This window comes from Pseudomonas palleroniana (assembly GCF_022836895.1).
Taxonomy (GTDB): Bacteria; Pseudomonadota; Gammaproteobacteria; order Pseudomonadales; family Pseudomonadaceae; genus Aquipseudomonas; species Aquipseudomonas palleroniana.
Window position 1 is genome coordinate 3,066,192 of sequence record NZ_CP092411.1, and the last position, 16,302, is coordinate 3,082,493.

Here is a 16,302-nt window from a genome sequence, read left to right on the forward strand (position 1 = left end):
GTAATCGAGCAAGCAAACAACGTAGGAGCTGCTGGTATTCATCCACACCTCCAATCTGCTAGGTCGCAATAAAGAAAGCCCCGTTGGACGTTCGGGGCTTTCACCGATGCAGTTATTGCTCTGAGTCGAGGATTTTTGGCGGGACCATCAGCGCCAGAACGCCGAGAGCCCCTGTCGAGAACGCCAGCGCTCACGATGGAAGCGCGATGGACCGGTTGGCAGGCCGTCATCAGGTGGCGGTTCTGACCGCGCATGGCTGAGCGCTGCGCCGATCAGGAACAGTTGGAGCATGGTGATCTCCGGTTGGGGTTGGTGATGCAGATGCCCGGTGCTGATCTCCGGGTTGGGTGTGAAGCCCTTGTGGATGATTGCACCTGACGGCAGCATCCTCATCAACCCATCGGCTGTTAAAGACGCCGCCGTATCAGTTGATTTTAAGAGTTCGAGCCCCCGAATCGCTTAGCGAATTCTTTCGGAGATAAAGCGACAGGTAGTAGTGCGCCGGGGAACGCTTTTTCCCAAATTGCCTTGAGTATGCTGTCACCATTTCCTGCTTGCACGGACCCGTGCATTGCCATGCCCAGAAAACCCTTAGTTAGGTCAGGGTTTACTTGAGCAAGGACGTGAGTCAGCGCGAGTAATCCGTTGGTAAGCTGCATAACAGCGTCATCGATTTGGGTTACAGATTGTTGAGTCACATTGACCTCCTGGTCATAAACGCGCCGATATTGGCGCTATCCCCGTCCTTGGGTTTGCAGGCGTAGGACTGGGAAATCCTTGCGCGTGGCAGAAGGCTACTACCCGGGGTGGTTGCAGGGTTACTGGCTTTCCATCCACACTGGATGGGTAAACAGACCTTACGATTGTAGTACCCTCTCAATTCCTCTAGTCTTGGACTCAACGGTTAGGGGCTAAGCTGGAAAACGATGCATAAACATGATGATGATATTCCTGTCGCCCACCCCGATCTTCAGAGTGCAATGCTCGATGCGACTCCTGACTGCATTAAAATTCTCGATCTGAACGGAACGCTATTGGCTATGAGTAACGCTGGGTGTCTGGCGTTGGGAGTGACAAAGTCTCAGGTTAAAGGAAGTTCTTGGGTGGCCCTTCTACCCACATCAGTTCATGACGCTGCCACCGAAGCTTTAGCTCAAGCTCTAAGTGGAAATACCGCTCGTTTTGCAGGGTATAGTGAGTGCTCCGGAAAAGTTACTTACTGGGATAACTTACTAACTCCCGCAGCTGATCAGACGGGGAAAGTGAGCTCGATCGTATGCGTTTCTCGGGATATTACGGAACAGACGTTGTTGCGGCGAGACCTAGATAGATCTCTCAAACGAGAGCAACTTCTTTCGGGCGAGATGCTTCATCGGATTAAAAATCTTTTCTCGGTTGTAAACGCAGTTGTGAGGATGTCCGATAGGGAAGCACGGTCCGTCGGTGGGGATGGTGGGTTGGCTAAAATTCTTACCGATAAACTGGGAGCATTAGCTCGGGCTTATGAGTCTGTGTTGGCTGGCCCGGAAATGTCGAACTCTGATATGAAAGCGTTCACGGGGTCAGTCTTGAACCCGTTTGGTTCGCAATGCAGGTTTATAGGCCCGCAACAGCAAGTTCCTCAGGAACTCTGTCAGACTCTCGCACTATTCCTTCATGAGCTGGCAACCAACTCTGTGAAACATGGCTCTTTGAGCAGCGCTGACGGAGAGGTTCAAGTTTGCTGGTTTACTAAAGAAAAGTGCCTAACAATCGAGTGGCGCGAGATCGGCGGCCCTGCTGTAACAATTCCGACCAAGCAAGGGTTTGGTACGCATATGATTGATCGATTGGCAGAGTCGACTGGCGGTGCTATCGCACGAAATTGGGACCCAGCGGGTTTGCACGTTTCACTGAAGATTCCGCTAGGTAAAGCGTAATCTAACGCGCTGGGCTTTTTGCATTACTCGCACTGGGCTGAATGCCAGGACAGGATACAGAAACGTGGTGTGTGTTCGCCGTCAGCCCTAAGCGGACACCCACTATTGTTTGAATCTCCCCCGTTTGCATGCTGCCGCATGCAGTGTCGATTGTTGAATGCGGCGATTTTATTGTGACTGACGGCCATTCAATAGGTATCAGCAAAAAACTCTGTCTTAATAGGCGCTTACTTGTATAAAGGCGTCTGTCTAATGATACGAAGCATTTTCATATTCCTTTTGGTGGCAGGCATTGGCTGTGTTCATGCTGCCGAGAAAGTCCCGTTGGCGCGCGACATCAAGGACTGGATTATCGGCTGTGATAACACACTAACATGCACGGCCATCAGTGCCGTGCAGGAGCGCGATGACACTGATTTTTCAACGTTCAGCATACGAGTCACACGTGAAGCTGGCCCGCAAGGCGCCTTGCATGTTGGGGTGTTCAGCTATACAGAAACGCGTGGCCAGCCAACACTTGATGACAAACCGCTGAAGTCTCAATTTGAGCCTGGCGAACTGAAAGAAGGCGATACCCCGGAAGTCTTTGCGCTAAATGGTGCATCAGCCCAAGCCCTGATCACAGAGTTGCGCAACGGGAACTACCTGGTGCTGCCGGTAAAGGATGGCAAATCGTACGCATCGCTAAGCGGGATGAGTGCGGCGCTGTTGCTGATGGACTCGGTTCAAGGCCGGGTGGGCACGCAGGACGCATTGATCTCCAAGGGGTCGACGCCCGCCAGCAGCGTGCCGCCAGCCCCTGCCGCTCCGATAGCGCCAATTTGGCAGGCACCTGCCGCGCTGACTGCTGACAATGCAAAACAGATCGCGGATGCGGTGGTGATTGCCACGCGCAAGGACTGGCAAGAAGATCTGAATGAAGACATCTCGCCAAAAGCCAACGCCTACGCCTTGAGTTCAGATCAAGCACTAGTGATCATTGAAACCGGCTGCGGGGGCTACAACTGCTTCTACAGCATTTACCAAGCACCCTTGGACCACCCAGAGCAGGCGCGTGCAGCGCTGATCGCCGAAGTGCCCAACCTGCCGGAACGAGAACCCCAGGGCTTCGTAGAGTTTGATCCGGCCACGGGTGAACTTGGCAGTCAGGAAAGGGCGATGAGGATGGGCGGTTGTGGGACTACGCTGCGCTGGCGTTACGACGGTAACGGTTTCACGCTCACGCATGCGGCTGAAATGATCCCGTGCATGGGGCTGGATCAGGCTTATTGGCCTGTGCTGTGGCGTAGCCAGGGAAATCGGTGATGCTGGCGTATATCCCATAAAAGAGGTGGCCTGGCGGGAATGTGCCGATATCTTCCGGCTACCAGATATAGGGGCATTATTCAGGAAGCGAACAAGCGTGCTCAATACCATGGGGGGACGGGCTAATAATAGCCACGAGGTAAACACGAGCTGTCACTTACACGCAGAAACGGGCCCTGGGCTCCAACCCTGTCGTACACACGTTCCCTGACCTTCTCGTCGAGCGGCGTCTTTAGGCCGATGTAGACGTCTCACCAATCGAGCGGGATCAATATTTGCTTGGTTACCTCTAAAGTTGCCACCAAAAGGCAGCTACGACCCAAAGCGGACTTCGAGGGCGAGCTTCTGAGAATGGTCGCTAAGACGATTTACGTGGAAAAGGTAAGCACTCTTGCCTCTTGAGTATCCGCTATGAACGCATTGACTTGCTCTTGCGGATGCGGGAAAAGCTCTGGGTATTCATCCGCAAGGTATTCAATGACTGCATCTTCTTCCCACGGGCCGAGCGAAGTCATGTAGTCAGGGTACTGATTTTGAATTTCTATCCATGATTGGTAAGGATGCTTGGAGAGCAACATGACTGTTCGGATGTAAATAATATGAATCTGCACGAATCTGATTCCGTATGTTGACGCTTGGGTGCCGCGAAGCGAGTTTAAACCCTTTTTAGCCTGCCTTCGCCTGAGGAAAAGTGGTGGGCCGGGCTTCCTCCTCTGGCCGATAGCTGTCTTTGAACTAGCCCAGCCCCGCGCTGGGCTTTTTGCATCTGGCGAAGGAGTAGGGCGTACTATCACTACGCGAGGCTTCGAGGTCGGTTGGTGAGTCATGCGGGAATGGCGCAGGAGGTGGTCCATTGCAACGATCCAGTACACTAGCTCTGGAGCTGCGAGTGACCAGATAAAAACGCAAGATGCCACTGCCCGCTGACATCTTGACAGGCTCCACAAACCGAAGGATAAGGCCGGTCGGTCTGCGTATTCTGCCCGGACATTCATGAAGGAAGTACGATTGAAACTGTGTCATTCAACACTGTTGCTCAGTCTTGCCTTATGCGCCGCTGTACAGGCCGCGCCGACGGCTGAGACTGAAGCAACCTTTCAGCATGCGCTGCATATTGCTGAAGACAACAAGCGACAGATGGATCTGATTGTCGAGCAGGAGCAACAGGGCAAAATCGACAAACGTGCGCTAACTGAAGCCATCCAGGAAGCGGCTAAAAAAGCTGAGACATTCGAGAGCGAACTGCGTAAAGCTAGCAGCGAGGGTCATGGCGTAGCCACTTACCTGCTGGCAACCCTAACAGAAGGCCGAAAGACAATGGGCCAAGACTACGCAATGAAGCATACAGAGGCCTGTGCGCTGTATCAGCGCGCCACAGATCAAGGCCTGCTGGCCAGCGCGGTAATGCAGTTGCGCGACTGTGACGTAGCGTATCAGCGTTTCAAGTTCAATGACCCTGAACTTCTGCGGCTTCGGGGACAACTACTCAAGGCGTTGGAGCGGCAAGATCCGTACTCCGACCATTACCCGTTGCCAGTGTTAAATTCTTACTGTTTCAAAGAGTCGAAGGAACCCCAGGTCAACCGTCAGCAGCCGCTGACCTCGCTGAGGGATCTCTACACCCCTGTGTTGCTGAGCCAGGAACAGTTTCGTGCCGATGGTTATTATCTGCTAGCGCTCAAGGGTGATATCGAGAATCCGGCAGCACGAAGCTATTTCAAGCAGGTGAAAGATCAGGCGCCGGACTGCCTCGATCCAGTCAATCTCAATATCATGTTCGAGCACATGGATCGAAAAAGCCATTGAGCTCAGTCTTGGCCCACCCATAATAACGCTAGCACCTGAAATAGATGCAACTGCAGGTTTTCTGGTTAGCTTTCAGGGGGGGCGACAGCTGCCCTTCGCCGATAACCAGGCTGGTTTGGCAGCTGTGATGTAGCTCTAGTGTCCGCCTGACTTATTTAAAATAGGTCGCGGAGATTTTGATTGGTATTGGAGAGTTTCAGCATGATGGACCGCCTGATTTATAGAGTGCCGCAACCCTCTGATGCACCTGGGCTTTTCACAATTTATGGTGACCCACAAACCCATCTTTTCAACCCGGCGGGACCAATGAAGGACCTTGTCGAAGCACAGGACTTACTGAGTCGCTGGATCAGGCATTGGGACAAGCATTCGTACGGTACCTGGGCTATTGCAAGAGCTGCTGCGCCGGAGCACGTCATAGGGTTTGGTGGCATTTCCATCCACGATTACCTGGCTGAACAGCGCGTCAACTTGGGTTATCGCTTCGCTGTCGAAGCCTGGGGTAAGGGCTATGCAACCCAACTCGGAAGAGATTCATTGAAATATGCATTTGAAGAGCTTTGTTTGCCCGAAGTTTTCGGGCTAGTCAGGCCAGATCATTTTGCGTCTATCCGGGTGTTAGAAAAAATTGGGATGCAACTCTTTGAGCGGTTGGATGATGTCCCTGGCAAAGCGCCGAGTTTGGTGTTTAAAGCGCTGCAAGGTGTCTAGAGAATCCGGGGCGATTCAACCCTTCGCAAAAGGCGAGCATGACTGGCTGATTGCCCAAGCTGCGACTTCATGCACTTTATGGGTAGCAAGCGCTGGCACACAGTAATCAGCGTTGCCGGCTGAGGCCTTTGGTTGCTGGCGAGAGCTTGATGCCTATCGCCGTGAATGAAGTCACCAGCCTTCGGAAAACTCCGATCAGGTCGTGTCAGTTGATTTTTTTGGCCTTACGCGGCAAATTCATGCCATGAACAGACACCGTTTCCATTGCGCCAACCCAATTATTACCACCTTCACCTAGGTGGTGGGACTGCGCACGATTGCCGAACCCCGCCTCAGATGCGGGGTTTTTCATGCCTGCTTCCGAGGCTCACTCAGGAGCACAGGAATGGACGCACTGACCCGAACTCTCAAGGAAACTATCGAAGCCGCTGATCGAGCCATCACCGCCGAAGACTTCGACGAGCTGATGAAGTTTTATGCGGATGACGCAAGTCTCGTGGTTAAACCAGGGCTGACAGTCACAGGCAAAGACAGCATCCGCCGAGCATTTGTCGCCATTGCGGAGCACTTCAATCACAGTATCGTTGTCACGCAGGGGGAAATGCAGGTTATACAGGGAGGTGACGTCGCTCTCGTTATCATGGAGACCCTGTTACAGGCCACGGATAAGGCCGGTGTGAAAACCGAGATCTCGCGCAGGGCAACCTACGTGTTTCGACAATTCTCGGAACAGTGGCTATGCGTAGTGGACAATTCTTATGGGACGGCGCTACTGGATAGCGTCGTCTGATCGTAGGGCATCCCCACGCTGGGCTTTCTGTGTCTGGTATTTCGAAATCTCAGCGAACCCAAAGCCAAATGGCTACCAGACCAAGCGCTGTGCCTAGCGTCACCCAAGCAAAAGCGATTGGCGCCTCATATGCTTTTCTCGACGATGTCGCTATGGCGAGCAATGCTCCGATGAGGATGCCCGGAAAGCTGAAGAGGTAAAAAAGCCAAGCCATGGCTTCCGTAGCCCAGATGTCGAAAAGGTACAAGTACAGCGCCATGGTGATAGCTATACCGCCCAGCGTCCCCCGTGACGCTTTGCACAGCAGCGTGATGCAAAGAACTGCCGCCTGTGGTAACCAGTAACCCGCGAAATTATCCAGGAAGTACTCGTTTTTAGGGCTTATGTAGACTGCAACGGCGAGGCTCAGCGCAATACCCATTAGAGCCACGGATGTGCCAGTAGGTCGTGGTGCGTTTTTTTTCGCCAAACTCATTCCTTGATCCTTGTCGCGGGCTGAAAGCTGCCGGGTGTCCATGGGCTTTGCGAAAAATATAATCCGTTCAGTGTAATCAAGACTAGGAAGACTAAACCCGTTCCCCTGTGACTGGCATTCCATCCACGCTGGATGGCTGGTCAGGTACGCGCTACAGTCGATGTTTTCCTGGGGAGGATAACAATGAAAGTCTGGCTGCCTTTGATCGCGGCAATCATGCTCGTCGGTTGTGCGGATAGCGGACCGATAAAGGTCGGTCCTGATACCTATACGATTTCAACCCGAGTGGCGTTGGGCGGTCCGGCGTCTGCAAAAGGTCAGGCGCTTAAAGAGGCGAACGTGTTCTGCGAGTCGCAAGGTCGTGAGATTCTTCTGGATCATATGCAAGCGAGTGAATGCGCATTGCACGGTGGTTGCGGCGAGGCGGAGATTTTTTTCTTCTGCATGGCAAAGGGCGACCCGCAACTTAAGCGCCAAAGATACAGCCCTGACCCAACGCAAAAGATTGAAATAGATCAACGCTGATTTTTGATTGGATCGCAGTCACTGTGCGTGGCAATGCTGCTATTTCGCCAAACCTGGGATGGAGCGACATGCAGATTTTGATAGCGGTCGTATCACCAGCATGAAAGCAGATGGTCGACCCCATCTAATCGGAGTGGCCGGTCGAGGCAATTCAGGGAGAAACGCTTGGTAGCTATATCCGCAGTGCATACGCTACGCCCACCACCCGATCTTGATTACTACGACGTCAGGTCGACCCCACTACCTCGCGAAGTCACGGCCCTCGAGGTCTGGAACATCGTTACGGCGGGGCATGGGGCTCTAATGCAACTGGCCTTTCGAATTCGCGACAGGATCTCCTCGCTGTTTGGTGTGAGGCGCATAGGCGGATTTTCAGGGCGAAGTCGAGAGGCGGTGCTTGAGGGGGATTACCTGGATTTCTTCCTGGTAGAGCATAGTGCGCCAGACATGCTGGTTTTGACTGAGCGTGACCGGCACCTGGATGTCATGATCTGCCTCTCCATAGTTGACCGCGTTCTCACGATTACTTCTTCAGTCGTAACGCATAACCTGTTTGGACGCATTTATATGCTCCCGGTAGGTCCGGTCCATAAGCTGATCATCAATAGCGATATGAAGCGGCTCAGGCGCAAGCTTGAAGAGGGCTGATGTATTGCATTAAGGGTGATTTCAAAGGATGCGATCACCCACGTCGCCGGTATTGCCGTGAGCAGTAAGTGTGCGTCTAGCACACTTGTCGATAATAGGGTGACCCGATTGGACGACGCTTCGCCACTCGGGTTAGGTTTCGTATTCGTTAATATCTTGGGCTCCACCACCATGACTGATCGTCAGATCATCGTTCCAGGCGACATGAAACTGCTCTGCGAGCAAGCTGGTTATGCGCCAGCGGTAAAGGTAGGAAAAACGCTCTACTGCGCTGGGCAGGTGGGCCGGACGCCGGAGTTATCCGTTATCGAGGATCCTGAGCAGCAGTTCCTGGCGGCATGGGAGAATCTAAGGCTCGTCTTGGCTGCGGGCGGTTGCGAATTTGAGGATGTCGTCGATATGACGACTTATCACGTCGATATGCAACGCCATATGCCTGTCTTTAGACGGGTCAAGGATCAAGTCTTTCCTAGAGGGACTTGTGCATGGACATGCGTAGGCATCAGTGAGCTGGCTCGACCGGGGCTTCTCGTGGAGATCAAATGCATCGCGGTGCAGCGATAATTTTTCAGGTCTCGTACGGTCGTTGATCGAGTTCATTGCTTGTTCGGCCGATGGACTTTTATTCGCTCCGCATAGACCGCTACATCACTCTCACTAACAACCCGTAAGCAGAGCCAAATACCCATGAAAAACACTGTCAACTGCACGTTTCAGATCACTGGCTGGGACGAAAAGCCGTCCCAGGAACTTGAGGGTTCTCCGAAACTTTCTCACGCCAAAGTCACGCAGTCCTATGCCGGCGCCATCGAGGGAACCAGCAGCGTCGATTACCTCATGTCTTATAGCGATGATGGTACCGCTAGTTTTGTGGGGTTTGAGCGAATCTGTGCGGTGGTTGCAGGTAAGAGTGGGACATTTGTCGTTCGGCATTTTGGATCGTTTTCGCAGGGCCAGGCGCGCAGCACTTGGAGCGTGGTGAAGGGGGCGGGCACCGGCGGCTTGGTAGCGCTTGGCGGTAATGGCAGCTACGTCGCAGGCCATGGGGAGCCGGCACAAGTGTCATTTGAATACTCGTTTGAACCTGAGTCCTGAGATATCGGCTGGACGCGTCCCGGCCTCTGCCGAATAAGTTGCAAGCAAGGTTTGACGCCGGACGCATATGCACACCCATGCCACCGCTCCTTATCCCCGGATTCAATCGTCAACCCGTCTAGATCAATGGTTGCGACGCAATTCAGGGTTGCCACATCCGCTTTTGCCGACTACTCTGAAAATGTTCGAAATATTACGAACAACTTAGGGCGCGGTCAATTTCAGGTCGTGCGACTTCAGGACGAGGAACGAAACATGTTTTCACATGAAGGTACCGCAATAGGGCTGTTGCTTTTCATATTTTCCTTGGCTGGCGTGCTTCTGGTCGCCTGGTTCCTTCACCATCAATACGAACGAAAGACCGGGAAAGGCGTTAAAAAACAACAAAACCGCAGTGAAGGGCGCTCAACCTGAGCTTGCTGCCCTGCGTCTTCTCTCGAGCCAGTCATTGATGACTGGCTTTTACCTTAAAAGCGCTCCCCGTTTAGCCCCAGACCTGCCCGATTGCCCGCGTTGATTGCTGCGTATCCATTTGTCGCTTGAATTGAACTGGATGTAACAATGTGTGTCAGATATGACATGCAGTTCAACCCCAGCCCGATGGACTCCTCCATGCGTTTTAAAAAGAAATCCTTAGTTGCCGTTGTGTCGTGCGCAATGTTGTTTGCGGCTGCGCCGCTGCTGCCTGCGGGACTGTCAGTCATGGCCTCTGCCTATGCCAAAGACGGTGGCGGGCATGGCGGTGGCGGCGGTAACGGCGGCGGCGGGGGTGGCCATGCGGGCGCGGGGCATGCGGCGGGCTCCGAGGGTAAAGGACTCGCTGAAGGTCACGAAGCCGACCATCAGGGCAGGGCGGTTCGAGATCACGGCGTGAGTGGCAATCATGTTGGGCGCGCTCTCAAAAATGATCGGGGCCATGGGCTTGCCACATCCGGTGTAGCGCACACCAAAACAACCCAGGGACTATCCAAGGCCACGGCGATCTCGGCGACTACGCCAGGGGATCACAACCTGAAGGGACTGAGTCAGGCCGGCACCTCAACTTCCCACTAATTGGCGTTCGCAACTCACCGGACCGCAGGTTGGGTGGGGTTTGTGAATCCAGCTTTCAGGACATTCAGAATGAAGCGCGCAGCAGTAATACTCTTGGCCACCACCGGCCTTCTCCTGCTGGGGGGCTGTGTGCCTGTGTGGGACGACGGAGGCGGGTATGGCCGTGATCATTACAGGCACTACGATCATGACCGCAGGTACTACGACCAGGGCGATGACAACGATCAGGGGCGAGGCCGTCGCTACGATGATCGTCGGTATGACCGCAATCACGGCCGTGATCGCGATGATCGGGATGACTGACGCCTGAACAGTCGATGGCAGCCTGTAGCGTTACAGGCTGCCATTTCCTACGCACTATCGAAGAAAATACCCTCCCCGAGACAGTCACAGTCCTTACATTGAAACCTTCTTGTGGTTGAATGCGTGCGTCAGACAACGGAGGAACCGTTGTAGCTGATTTCCGAATGATCGGTACGATTGCTTCACCTACAAGGAGTTACACCATGCAAGGAAGTCTGCAGTTCAAGCACCTGCCGTTTTTGTTGATCCCGCTGATTGCCGCCTGTACCACCACCGATAGAACACGTGAGCCTGCGGTTGCCATCCAGGTGATGCCGGGGCAGGTGCCGGCGTTCGATAACTGTGGCGTAGGCTGCCCTACCGGCGGCAGTCCACTGACGCTGAATCGCCAGGCATACACCCTGAACAACAACGGCTCGACCAAGTTCGCCAACTGGGTGTCGTACCGAATCACCAAGAACACACCGGCGAGCGGCCGGGCGCGCAATTGGGCGACGGACCCGGATATTCCGCCCGGAGAAACCCTCGACCCCGTGGATTACAACGGCGCCAACGTCGCCCTCAAGGTCGACCGCGGCCATCAGGCCAACCTCGCGTCAATGGCCGGTGTGGCGGACTGGCCAACCCTCAATTACTTGTCGAACATTACCCCGCAGAAGGCTGATCTGAACCAGGGCCCTTGGGCGCGCCTGGAAGACCAGGAGAGAAACCTCGCCAAAGAGCCCGGCGTGGACCAGGTGTATGTGGTCACCGGGCCACTGTACGAGCACTTTGTCGGCACGCTTCCCGGTACGAACAAGGTCCACACCATCCCCAGCGGCTACTGGAAAATCATCTTTGTCGGCAGTTCGCCGCAAGACGGCATTTACGCCTCGTTCGTGATGAACCAGGAAACCCCGAAAGGCGCGGCTTTTTGCGATTACCAAGTGACCGTGAACCAGATCGAGGAGCGATCCGGGCTGACGTTCTGGAGCAATCTGCCGCAACCGGTTCAAGCCGCGTTGAAAGCGAAGCAGGGGCAACTGCCTGCGCGCATCGGCTGCAACAAAACCTGAGGTACGGCGGCATGAGCGTTACCGGCGCGTTGGCCTCGATATACGCGCATGTCTGCCGCTGATTAATTGTTTGCCGGTGCAGTGACCTGCACCGTCGCAGCCTCCATCGATCTGATAGTGCGGCATTTCCTTTTCCTGCGTAGGAATCGGACGATCCGCTGCCCGTTCCCTTGAAACGCCGCCCCCGTCGGCCATAGCCTCGGACTTTTCTTAAAAACGAGTGCGTGCTTTGGGTAAGCGAAAAAAGGTTTGGCCGACGGATCGCGAAATTCGCCTGCGATTTATCCTCTTTGCCGTGATCGACGCCGCGAGCGTCCAAGGAGTTGGCGCGAGTGTGTTGTTGCCCGCACACAAACTGCTGCGCGATTCGCCGACCGAAACGCAGTTACGCGACGCCCTCGCCGAAATACTGTCCGAGGATGAAATGCAGGGCTTCAGGTTCCCACTGGGGTCGGAGGCGGATGAGTTGATGAGGGCGTTGCAAGCTTCGCCGGATCAGGGCCAGTCGGGCAGCCATTGATTGGCGGCAGGGCGGCGCGTCAATAATACGTGACCTCAGGCAGTCCCCCGTCTTCCCATCACAGTTCGCGTGATGGCCACGGCCTGTCATGCCCCTGTATTTCAAGGACCTGCCCATGCTGTTGCGACAACCTCCACTGCTTTTTGCCGCTCTGGCCTTCAGTTCAATGGTGCACGCCGAAGAGCTGCAATTGGCGCCGGTCGAAGTCACCAGCAACGAAGCCAGCGCCGATGAAGTGGCCCGGGCCCAGCTCCAGGCCGTGCCCGGCGGCACCAATTTCATCGACATGAACAGCGTGCAACAGGGCCGCGTCAGTAGCAACGAAGACGTGTTCAAGTATCAGGCCGGAGTGTATGCCAAGGCGGCCAACAACGAGGGCGTAAAGCTCTCCATCCGTGGTTCGGGTTTGAACCGCAGCCCCGGCGCCCATGCCTCCGGGCTTTATGAAATGCTCGACGGCTTGCCACTGACCGGCCCTGGCGGCACGCCCTACGAACTCAAGGACCCGTTGTGGCAGAGCCGGGTCGAGGTGTTGCGGGGCGCCAACGGGTTTGATCAGGGCGCGCTGGCGCTCGGTGGTTCGGTCAACTACGTCACCCGCACCGGCTACGACGCGCCCAAGCTGCAGGTACGCTATGAAGCGGGCAGTCGCGGCTACACCCAGCGTGAGATCAGTTCGGGCCAGGTCCTGGGGGACGCGGATTACTACATCAGCCTCACCGATTCGGCGTCCGACGGCTACCAGCAGCAGAGTGCGGGTACCGGCAAGGGTGTCGCCGCCAACTTCGGCTATCGCTTCAACCCCAACCTGGAAACGCGTTTCTATTTGCGCTATCGCGAAACCACCAACGACACCCCGGGCAAACTCACCCGCGCCCAGATCAGCCACGACTCGCGGGCGGCCAACAGCCTCAATGTCGCCCGTGATTCCAAGCGCTTGCAACCCGGCTCCACCTGGATCGCCAACAAGACCACCTTGCAGCTGGACGACTATTCCCGCATCGAAGTCGGCCTCGCTTACCACGACTACCCGATGGACCTGCGCGAAGGCACCAACCGCCTGAAAGTGGCTTACACCGATATCAGCAGCACCCTCAACTATATCCGCCAGGACACGCTGTTCGGTCACGACAGCAACACCACGATCGGCCTGCGCACCACCCAGGCGATGCCCAACAACGGCGCCTCGGAATATGTGCGCACGCCTGCCGGGAACACCGCCGGCTACGCACCCGGCACCAAGACCCGCGACTACAGCTACCTGGGCTCCGACACCGTGCTGCATATCGGCAATGACCTGGAACTGGTCCCCGACCTGTGGCTGACCACCGGCCTAGCGGCGATCTACACACGTCGCGAAACCCAGGTCACCTATCCCGATGGCCAGGCGCCGCTCAGCCAGCACGATTGGGACTACGCCCCACGTATCGGCCTGCGTTATGACTTCACCCCGCAATTGCAGGTGTACGGCAACCTGAGCCGTTCGGTCGAGCCGCCGCATGCGTGGTCGATGATCTGGGGTTCCAACAAGTATTTTGCGGGTGGCCCGGCCAAGGGTTTGGCGCGTGAAGGCGTAAGCCTGAAAAACCAGACCGCCACCACCCTGGAAGTCGGCGGCCGTGGCGAGCAATGGTTCGGCCAGTGGGACCTGGCGCTGTACCGTTCCGAAGTGCGCCACGAACTACTCACCGTGGAAACCCAGGCGCAGACCGCTACCACCAATGCCATCACCGCCGAAAACAACGCCAGCCCCACGATTCATCAGGGCGTGGAACTGAGCCTGCTCAGCCCGTTGTGGGACGGTGGTCGCACCGGCCAGCTCGCCCTGCGCCAAGCCTACACTTTCAGTGACTTCCACTACCGCGACGACGACCGCTTCGGTGGCAACACCTTGCCGGGCATCCCCAAGCACTACTACCAGGCGCAACTGCGCTACAGCCATCCGACGGGGTTGTACACCAGCCTCAACACCGAACATGCGTCGCGGGTGGCGGTGGACTACGCCAATTCCTACTACGCCGCGGCGTATACCACACTGGGCGCTACCTTCGGCTACGACGCGCCCAAGCAGGACTGGCAGGCGTGGGTCGACCTGCGCAACCTCACCAACCGCCGCTACGCCAATACCGTCACCCCGGGTTACGACGACAAAGGCATGGACCTGGCCCGGTCCACCCCGGCGGATGGCCGAGGCATCTACACCGGCGTGTCATGGAGCTGGCGTTGAACGGCTGCGGCACGCATGAGCGGGGCGGGCTCAGCCGTCGTTCTGGCGCAGACGCTTGTACAGGGTATTGCGGCTGACGCCCAGTTCCCGAGCAAGGTGGGAAATGTTCCCGCCTACTGCCCTCAAGCGTTCTGTCAGGTCCAGGTCATCAACTGGGTATGCCTGGGGCGGTGGCGAAGCACCTTTGAGGTCGACAAAAAAGTCATCCGGCAGGTGTTCAGGGCGCACCGGCTGGTCTTCCGCCATCGCCAACGCGACCTGCAACACACTGCTGGCCTGGCGCAAGTTCCCCGGCCACGGGTGTTGCTCGAACAACCTCAGCACTTCAGCGCTTAAACCGGCGCGTTGGCTGGGTTCCCGGTGTTGCTGCCACAGTTGCTGGAACAGTGCCTGCTTGTCGGCGCGCTCGCGCAGGGGCGGCAACTCCAGGGCCAGGCCGCCAATGCGGTAGTACAAATCTTCACGAAAGCGGCCGGCCTGCACCCACTCGCGCAACACGCGATTGGTGGCCGAGATAATGCGCAAATCCACCGGGAACAGTTGGCTGCTGCCCACCGGCTGCACGCAGCGCTCCTGCAGCACCCGCAGCAAACGGGCCTGCGTCGGCAGCGGCATATCGCCGATTTCGTCGAGGAACAACGTGCCCTTGTCGGCCTTGCGGATCAGGCCAATGCTGCCTTTCTGGCTGGCGCCGGTGAAGGCGCCTTTTTCATAACCGAACAGCTCCGACTCCACCAGTTCCGCAGGAATCGCCGCACAGTTCACCGCGATAAAGGCCTGCCGGCTGCGGGAACTGGCCAGGTGCAGGGCCTTGACGAACACCTCTTTGCCCACGCCGGTCTCGCCATGGATCAGCAGCGGGATATCCTTCTCCAGCAGGCGCTCGGCCTGGCGCACGGCCTTCTCTACGCGGCTATCGCCGAAGTGCAGGGCCTTGAGGCCAATCCCGCTGGGGCTTGGCGATGTCGGTTCACTCGGCGCTGGCGCCGTGAAGACCCGCGCCTGCACCGGGGTTTTCTTCGGCCGTTTCAATACGCATTGGAAGCGGTTGCGTCCTGCGGCCTGGAGTGAAAACGGCAACCCCTCCGGTTGGTTCAGCAACTCCAGCAACGACACTTTGAACAAACTGTCGATCATCACTCGCGACAGGCTGATGCCCAGCAAATTATCCGCGCGACGGTTGGCCGACAGCACCTGGCCGCTCTCATCAAAGATCAGCAGGCCCGCCCATTGGCTGTCGAGGTTGTTCAGGCCGGTGTTGAAGGTCAGTTGGAAATGTTCGCCGCGAAACAGGTTGAGGATCAGCCGGTTCTCCACGGTCTGGCTCATCATCTTGACCATGCCCAGGGTGTGGGAGGGGGGCAGGTAGCTGTCACTGGATACATCCAGCACCGCGATGATTTCACGCTGCGCATCGAAGATCGGCGCGGCCGAGCCGGTCATGAAGCGGTTGGCCTTGAGGAAATGCTCGTCGTGCTCGATATGCACCGCTTGGGCACAGGCCAGCGCCGTGCCGATGGCGTTGGTGCCGGTGGCGCGTTCCTGCCAACTGGCCCCGGCATTGAACCCACGCGCGAGGGTCGGCGTGATAAAGCGCTGGGTGCCCCACGAGGTCAGGACCTGGCCCTGATTGTCGGCCAGCATGATCAGGCAGTTGGAGTTGCTGAGGATGTTTTCGTAATAGGGCAGCACTTCCTGATGGGTGGTCTGCACCAGAGAATGCTGGCTTTCCAGCAATTGGCTGATGCCCTCGGCGGGCAGCAGGTCGAAGCTGGGAGCGCTCTGGTGGTCCAGGCCGAAGGCGCGGCAACGGCGCCAGGATTCCTGGATAAGCGTGTCGTGAGCCAAGGGAGCGGCCATGGGGCGACCT

General features: G+C 56.5%; 22 protein-coding genes. 15 read left to right on the forward strand and 7 right to left on the reverse strand.

All coding sequences use genetic code 11. The features are described 5' to 3' along the window. Positions 1-147: 147 nt before the first annotated feature. Both MJP36_RS14085 and MJP36_RS14090 read right to left on the reverse strand, forming a co-directional pair. Positions 148-387, reverse strand: coding sequence for a hypothetical protein (locus tag MJP36_RS14085; protein WP_090370310.1), 240 nt, complete (start codon positions 385-387; stop codon positions 148-150). A 47-nt stretch (positions 388-434) separates the two neighbouring features. Further along, positions 435-698: a hypothetical protein gene (locus MJP36_RS14090; protein WP_244385583.1), complete on the reverse strand. Its 264-nt coding sequence runs from the start codon at positions 696-698 to the stop codon at positions 435-437. Between the two features lie 228 nt (positions 699-926). On the opposite strand from MJP36_RS14090, the gene MJP36_RS14095 reads away from it, so the two are divergent. Both MJP36_RS14095 and MJP36_RS14100 read left to right on the forward strand, forming a co-directional pair. Further along, positions 927-1,919, forward strand: a complete 993-nt coding sequence (locus MJP36_RS14095; protein ID WP_244385584.1) for a PAS domain-containing protein — start codon at positions 927-929, stop codon at positions 1,917-1,919. Between the two features lie 252 nt (positions 1,920-2,171). Further along, positions 2,172-3,224 (forward strand): DUF1176 domain-containing protein, encoded by a 1,053-nt coding sequence (locus MJP36_RS14100; protein WP_244385585.1) that lies wholly within the window; start codon positions 2,172-2,174, stop codon positions 3,222-3,224. A 368-nt stretch (positions 3,225-3,592) separates the two neighbouring features. Here MJP36_RS14100 and MJP36_RS14105 read toward each other — a convergent pair whose 3' ends face one another. Further along, entirely contained in the window at positions 3,593-3,835 is a 243-nt protein-coding gene (locus MJP36_RS14105) for a hypothetical protein (protein WP_090370318.1), read from the reverse strand. Between the two features lie 382 nt (positions 3,836-4,217). Here MJP36_RS14105 and MJP36_RS14110 point away from each other — a divergent pair, with 382 nt between their 5' ends. Next, a complete protein-coding gene (locus tag MJP36_RS14110) occupies positions 4,218-5,030 on the forward strand; it encodes a hypothetical protein (protein WP_244385586.1) in 813 nt (270 codons plus the stop codon). A 201-nt stretch (positions 5,031-5,231) separates the two neighbouring features. Then, complete coding sequence (locus MJP36_RS14115) at positions 5,232-5,741, forward strand: GNAT family N-acetyltransferase (RefSeq protein ID WP_244385587.1); 510 nt, start codon at positions 5,232-5,234, stop codon at positions 5,739-5,741. A gap of 205 nt (positions 5,742-5,946) precedes the next feature. Here MJP36_RS14115 and MJP36_RS14120 read toward each other — a convergent pair whose 3' ends face one another. Next, positions 5,947-6,093 (reverse strand): hypothetical protein, encoded by a 147-nt coding sequence (locus MJP36_RS14120; RefSeq protein ID WP_244385589.1) that lies wholly within the window; start codon positions 6,091-6,093, stop codon positions 5,947-5,949. Positions 6,094-6,126: 33 nt separating this feature from the next. Between MJP36_RS14120 and MJP36_RS14125 the strand changes: the two genes are divergently transcribed. After that, positions 6,127-6,531 (forward strand): YybH family protein, encoded by a 405-nt coding sequence (locus tag MJP36_RS14125; RefSeq protein ID WP_244385591.1) that lies wholly within the window; start codon positions 6,127-6,129, stop codon positions 6,529-6,531. Positions 6,532-6,580: 49 nt separating this feature from the next. Here MJP36_RS14125 and MJP36_RS14130 read toward each other — a convergent pair whose 3' ends face one another. Then, entirely contained in the window at positions 6,581-7,006 is a 426-nt protein-coding gene (locus tag MJP36_RS14130; protein ID WP_244385592.1) for a hypothetical protein, read from the reverse strand. A gap of 183 nt (positions 7,007-7,189) precedes the next feature. Between MJP36_RS14130 and MJP36_RS14135 the strand changes: the two genes are divergently transcribed. The 5 genes from MJP36_RS14135 (at position 7,190) to MJP36_RS14155 (ending at position 9,688) form a co-directional block, all read left to right on the forward strand. Continuing rightward, a complete protein-coding gene (locus MJP36_RS14135) occupies positions 7,190-7,531 on the forward strand; it encodes a hypothetical protein (protein WP_060755600.1) in 342 nt (113 codons plus the stop codon). Positions 7,532-7,696: 165 nt separating this feature from the next. Beyond that, on the forward strand, positions 7,697-8,179 hold the full coding sequence (locus MJP36_RS14140; RefSeq protein ID WP_081087045.1) for a DUF2867 domain-containing protein: 483 nt from the start codon (positions 7,697-7,699) through the stop codon (positions 8,177-8,179). Positions 8,180-8,350: 171 nt separating this feature from the next. Beyond that, positions 8,351-8,743 carry a RidA family protein gene (locus MJP36_RS14145; RefSeq protein ID WP_090372373.1) on the forward strand — a complete coding sequence of 131 codons (393 nt, stop codon included), beginning with the start codon at positions 8,351-8,353 and terminating at the stop codon, positions 8,741-8,743. Positions 8,744-8,866: 123 nt separating this feature from the next. Then, on the forward strand, positions 8,867-9,274 hold the full coding sequence (locus MJP36_RS14150; RefSeq protein WP_090370328.1) for a DUF3224 domain-containing protein: 408 nt from the start codon (positions 8,867-8,869) through the stop codon (positions 9,272-9,274). A gap of 255 nt (positions 9,275-9,529) precedes the next feature. Then, positions 9,530-9,688 carry a hypothetical protein gene (locus tag MJP36_RS14155; RefSeq protein WP_244385593.1) on the forward strand — a complete coding sequence of 53 codons (159 nt, stop codon included), beginning with the start codon at positions 9,530-9,532 and terminating at the stop codon, positions 9,686-9,688. Positions 9,689-9,741: 53 nt separating this feature from the next. Here MJP36_RS14155 and MJP36_RS14160 read toward each other — a convergent pair whose 3' ends face one another. Further along, positions 9,742-9,978, reverse strand: coding sequence for a hypothetical protein (locus tag MJP36_RS14160; RefSeq protein WP_205345073.1), 237 nt, complete (start codon positions 9,976-9,978; stop codon positions 9,742-9,744). On the opposite strand from MJP36_RS14160, the gene MJP36_RS14165 reads away from it, so the two are divergent. The 5 genes from MJP36_RS14165 (at position 9,887) to MJP36_RS14185 (ending at position 14,432) form a co-directional block, all read left to right on the forward strand. Continuing rightward, the gene (locus tag MJP36_RS14165) at positions 9,887-10,327 is read left to right on the forward strand and encodes a hypothetical protein (RefSeq protein ID WP_235594036.1); all 441 of its coding nucleotides are present in this window, start codon (positions 9,887-9,889) and stop codon (positions 10,325-10,327) included. The two genes, MJP36_RS14160 and MJP36_RS14165, sit on opposite strands and share 92 nt — an antisense overlap. A 157-nt stretch (positions 10,328-10,484) precedes the next feature. Further along, entirely contained in the window at positions 10,485-10,637 is a 153-nt protein-coding gene (locus tag MJP36_RS27985; protein ID WP_161549628.1) for a hypothetical protein, read from the forward strand. Between the two features lie 196 nt (positions 10,638-10,833). After that, positions 10,834-11,685, forward strand: coding sequence for a DNA/RNA non-specific endonuclease (locus tag MJP36_RS14175; protein WP_060755597.1), 852 nt, complete (start codon positions 10,834-10,836; stop codon positions 11,683-11,685). A gap of 229 nt (positions 11,686-11,914) precedes the next feature. Further along, positions 11,915-12,205: a hypothetical protein gene (locus MJP36_RS14180; protein ID WP_104994102.1), complete on the forward strand. Its 291-nt coding sequence runs from the start codon at positions 11,915-11,917 to the stop codon at positions 12,203-12,205. Between the two features lie 115 nt (positions 12,206-12,320). Continuing rightward, a complete protein-coding gene (locus MJP36_RS14185; RefSeq protein WP_244385595.1) occupies positions 12,321-14,432 on the forward strand; it encodes a TonB-dependent receptor family protein in 2,112 nt (703 codons plus the stop codon). A gap of 30 nt (positions 14,433-14,462) precedes the next feature. Here the strand turns inward: MJP36_RS14185 and MJP36_RS14190 are convergent, their stop codons facing one another. Next, positions 14,463-16,292, reverse strand: coding sequence for a sigma-54-dependent Fis family transcriptional regulator (locus tag MJP36_RS14190; protein WP_104994101.1), 1,830 nt, complete (start codon positions 16,290-16,292; stop codon positions 14,463-14,465). Positions 16,293-16,302 lie beyond the last annotated feature (10 nt).

Coding starts and splice junctions, on each gene's coding strand:
- MJP36_RS14085 (WP_090370310.1), bottom strand. CDS start 387: ATGCTGCCGTCAGGTGCAATCATCCACAAGGGCTTCACACCCAACCCG.
- MJP36_RS14095 (WP_244385584.1), top strand. CDS start 927: ATGCATAAACATGATGATGATATTCCTGTCGCCCACCCCGATCTTCAG.
- MJP36_RS14100 (WP_244385585.1), top strand. CDS start 2,172: ATGATACGAAGCATTTTCATATTCCTTTTGGTGGCAGGCATTGGCTGT.
- MJP36_RS14110 (WP_244385586.1), top strand. CDS start 4,218: ATGAAGGAAGTACGATTGAAACTGTGTCATTCAACACTGTTGCTCAGT.
- MJP36_RS14115 (WP_244385587.1), top strand. CDS start 5,232: ATGATGGACCGCCTGATTTATAGAGTGCCGCAACCCTCTGATGCACCT.
- MJP36_RS14120 (WP_244385589.1), bottom strand. CDS start 6,093: ATGAAAAACCCCGCATCTGAGGCGGGGTTCGGCAATCGTGCGCAGTCC.
- MJP36_RS14125 (WP_244385591.1), top strand. CDS start 6,127: ATGGACGCACTGACCCGAACTCTCAAGGAAACTATCGAAGCCGCTGAT.
- MJP36_RS14130 (WP_244385592.1), bottom strand. CDS start 7,006: ATGAGTTTGGCGAAAAAAAACGCACCACGACCTACTGGCACATCCGTG.
- MJP36_RS14135 (WP_060755600.1), top strand. CDS start 7,190: ATGAAAGTCTGGCTGCCTTTGATCGCGGCAATCATGCTCGTCGGTTGT.
- MJP36_RS14145 (WP_090372373.1), top strand. CDS start 8,351: ATGACTGATCGTCAGATCATCGTTCCAGGCGACATGAAACTGCTCTGC.
- MJP36_RS14150 (WP_090370328.1), top strand. CDS start 8,867: ATGAAAAACACTGTCAACTGCACGTTTCAGATCACTGGCTGGGACGAA.
- MJP36_RS14155 (WP_244385593.1), top strand. CDS start 9,530: ATGTTTTCACATGAAGGTACCGCAATAGGGCTGTTGCTTTTCATATTT.
- MJP36_RS14165 (WP_235594036.1), top strand. CDS start 9,887: ATGCGTTTTAAAAAGAAATCCTTAGTTGCCGTTGTGTCGTGCGCAATG.
- MJP36_RS14160 (WP_205345073.1), bottom strand. CDS start 9,978: ATGACTGACAGTCCCGCAGGCAGCAGCGGCGCAGCCGCAAACAACATT.
- MJP36_RS27985 (WP_161549628.1), top strand. CDS start 10,485: ATGGCCGTGATCATTACAGGCACTACGATCATGACCGCAGGTACTACG.
- MJP36_RS14175 (WP_060755597.1), top strand. CDS start 10,834: ATGCAAGGAAGTCTGCAGTTCAAGCACCTGCCGTTTTTGTTGATCCCG.
- MJP36_RS14185 (WP_244385595.1), top strand. CDS start 12,321: ATGCTGTTGCGACAACCTCCACTGCTTTTTGCCGCTCTGGCCTTCAGT.
- MJP36_RS14190 (WP_104994101.1), bottom strand. CDS start 16,292: ATGGCCGCTCCCTTGGCTCACGACACGCTTATCCAGGAATCCTGGCGC.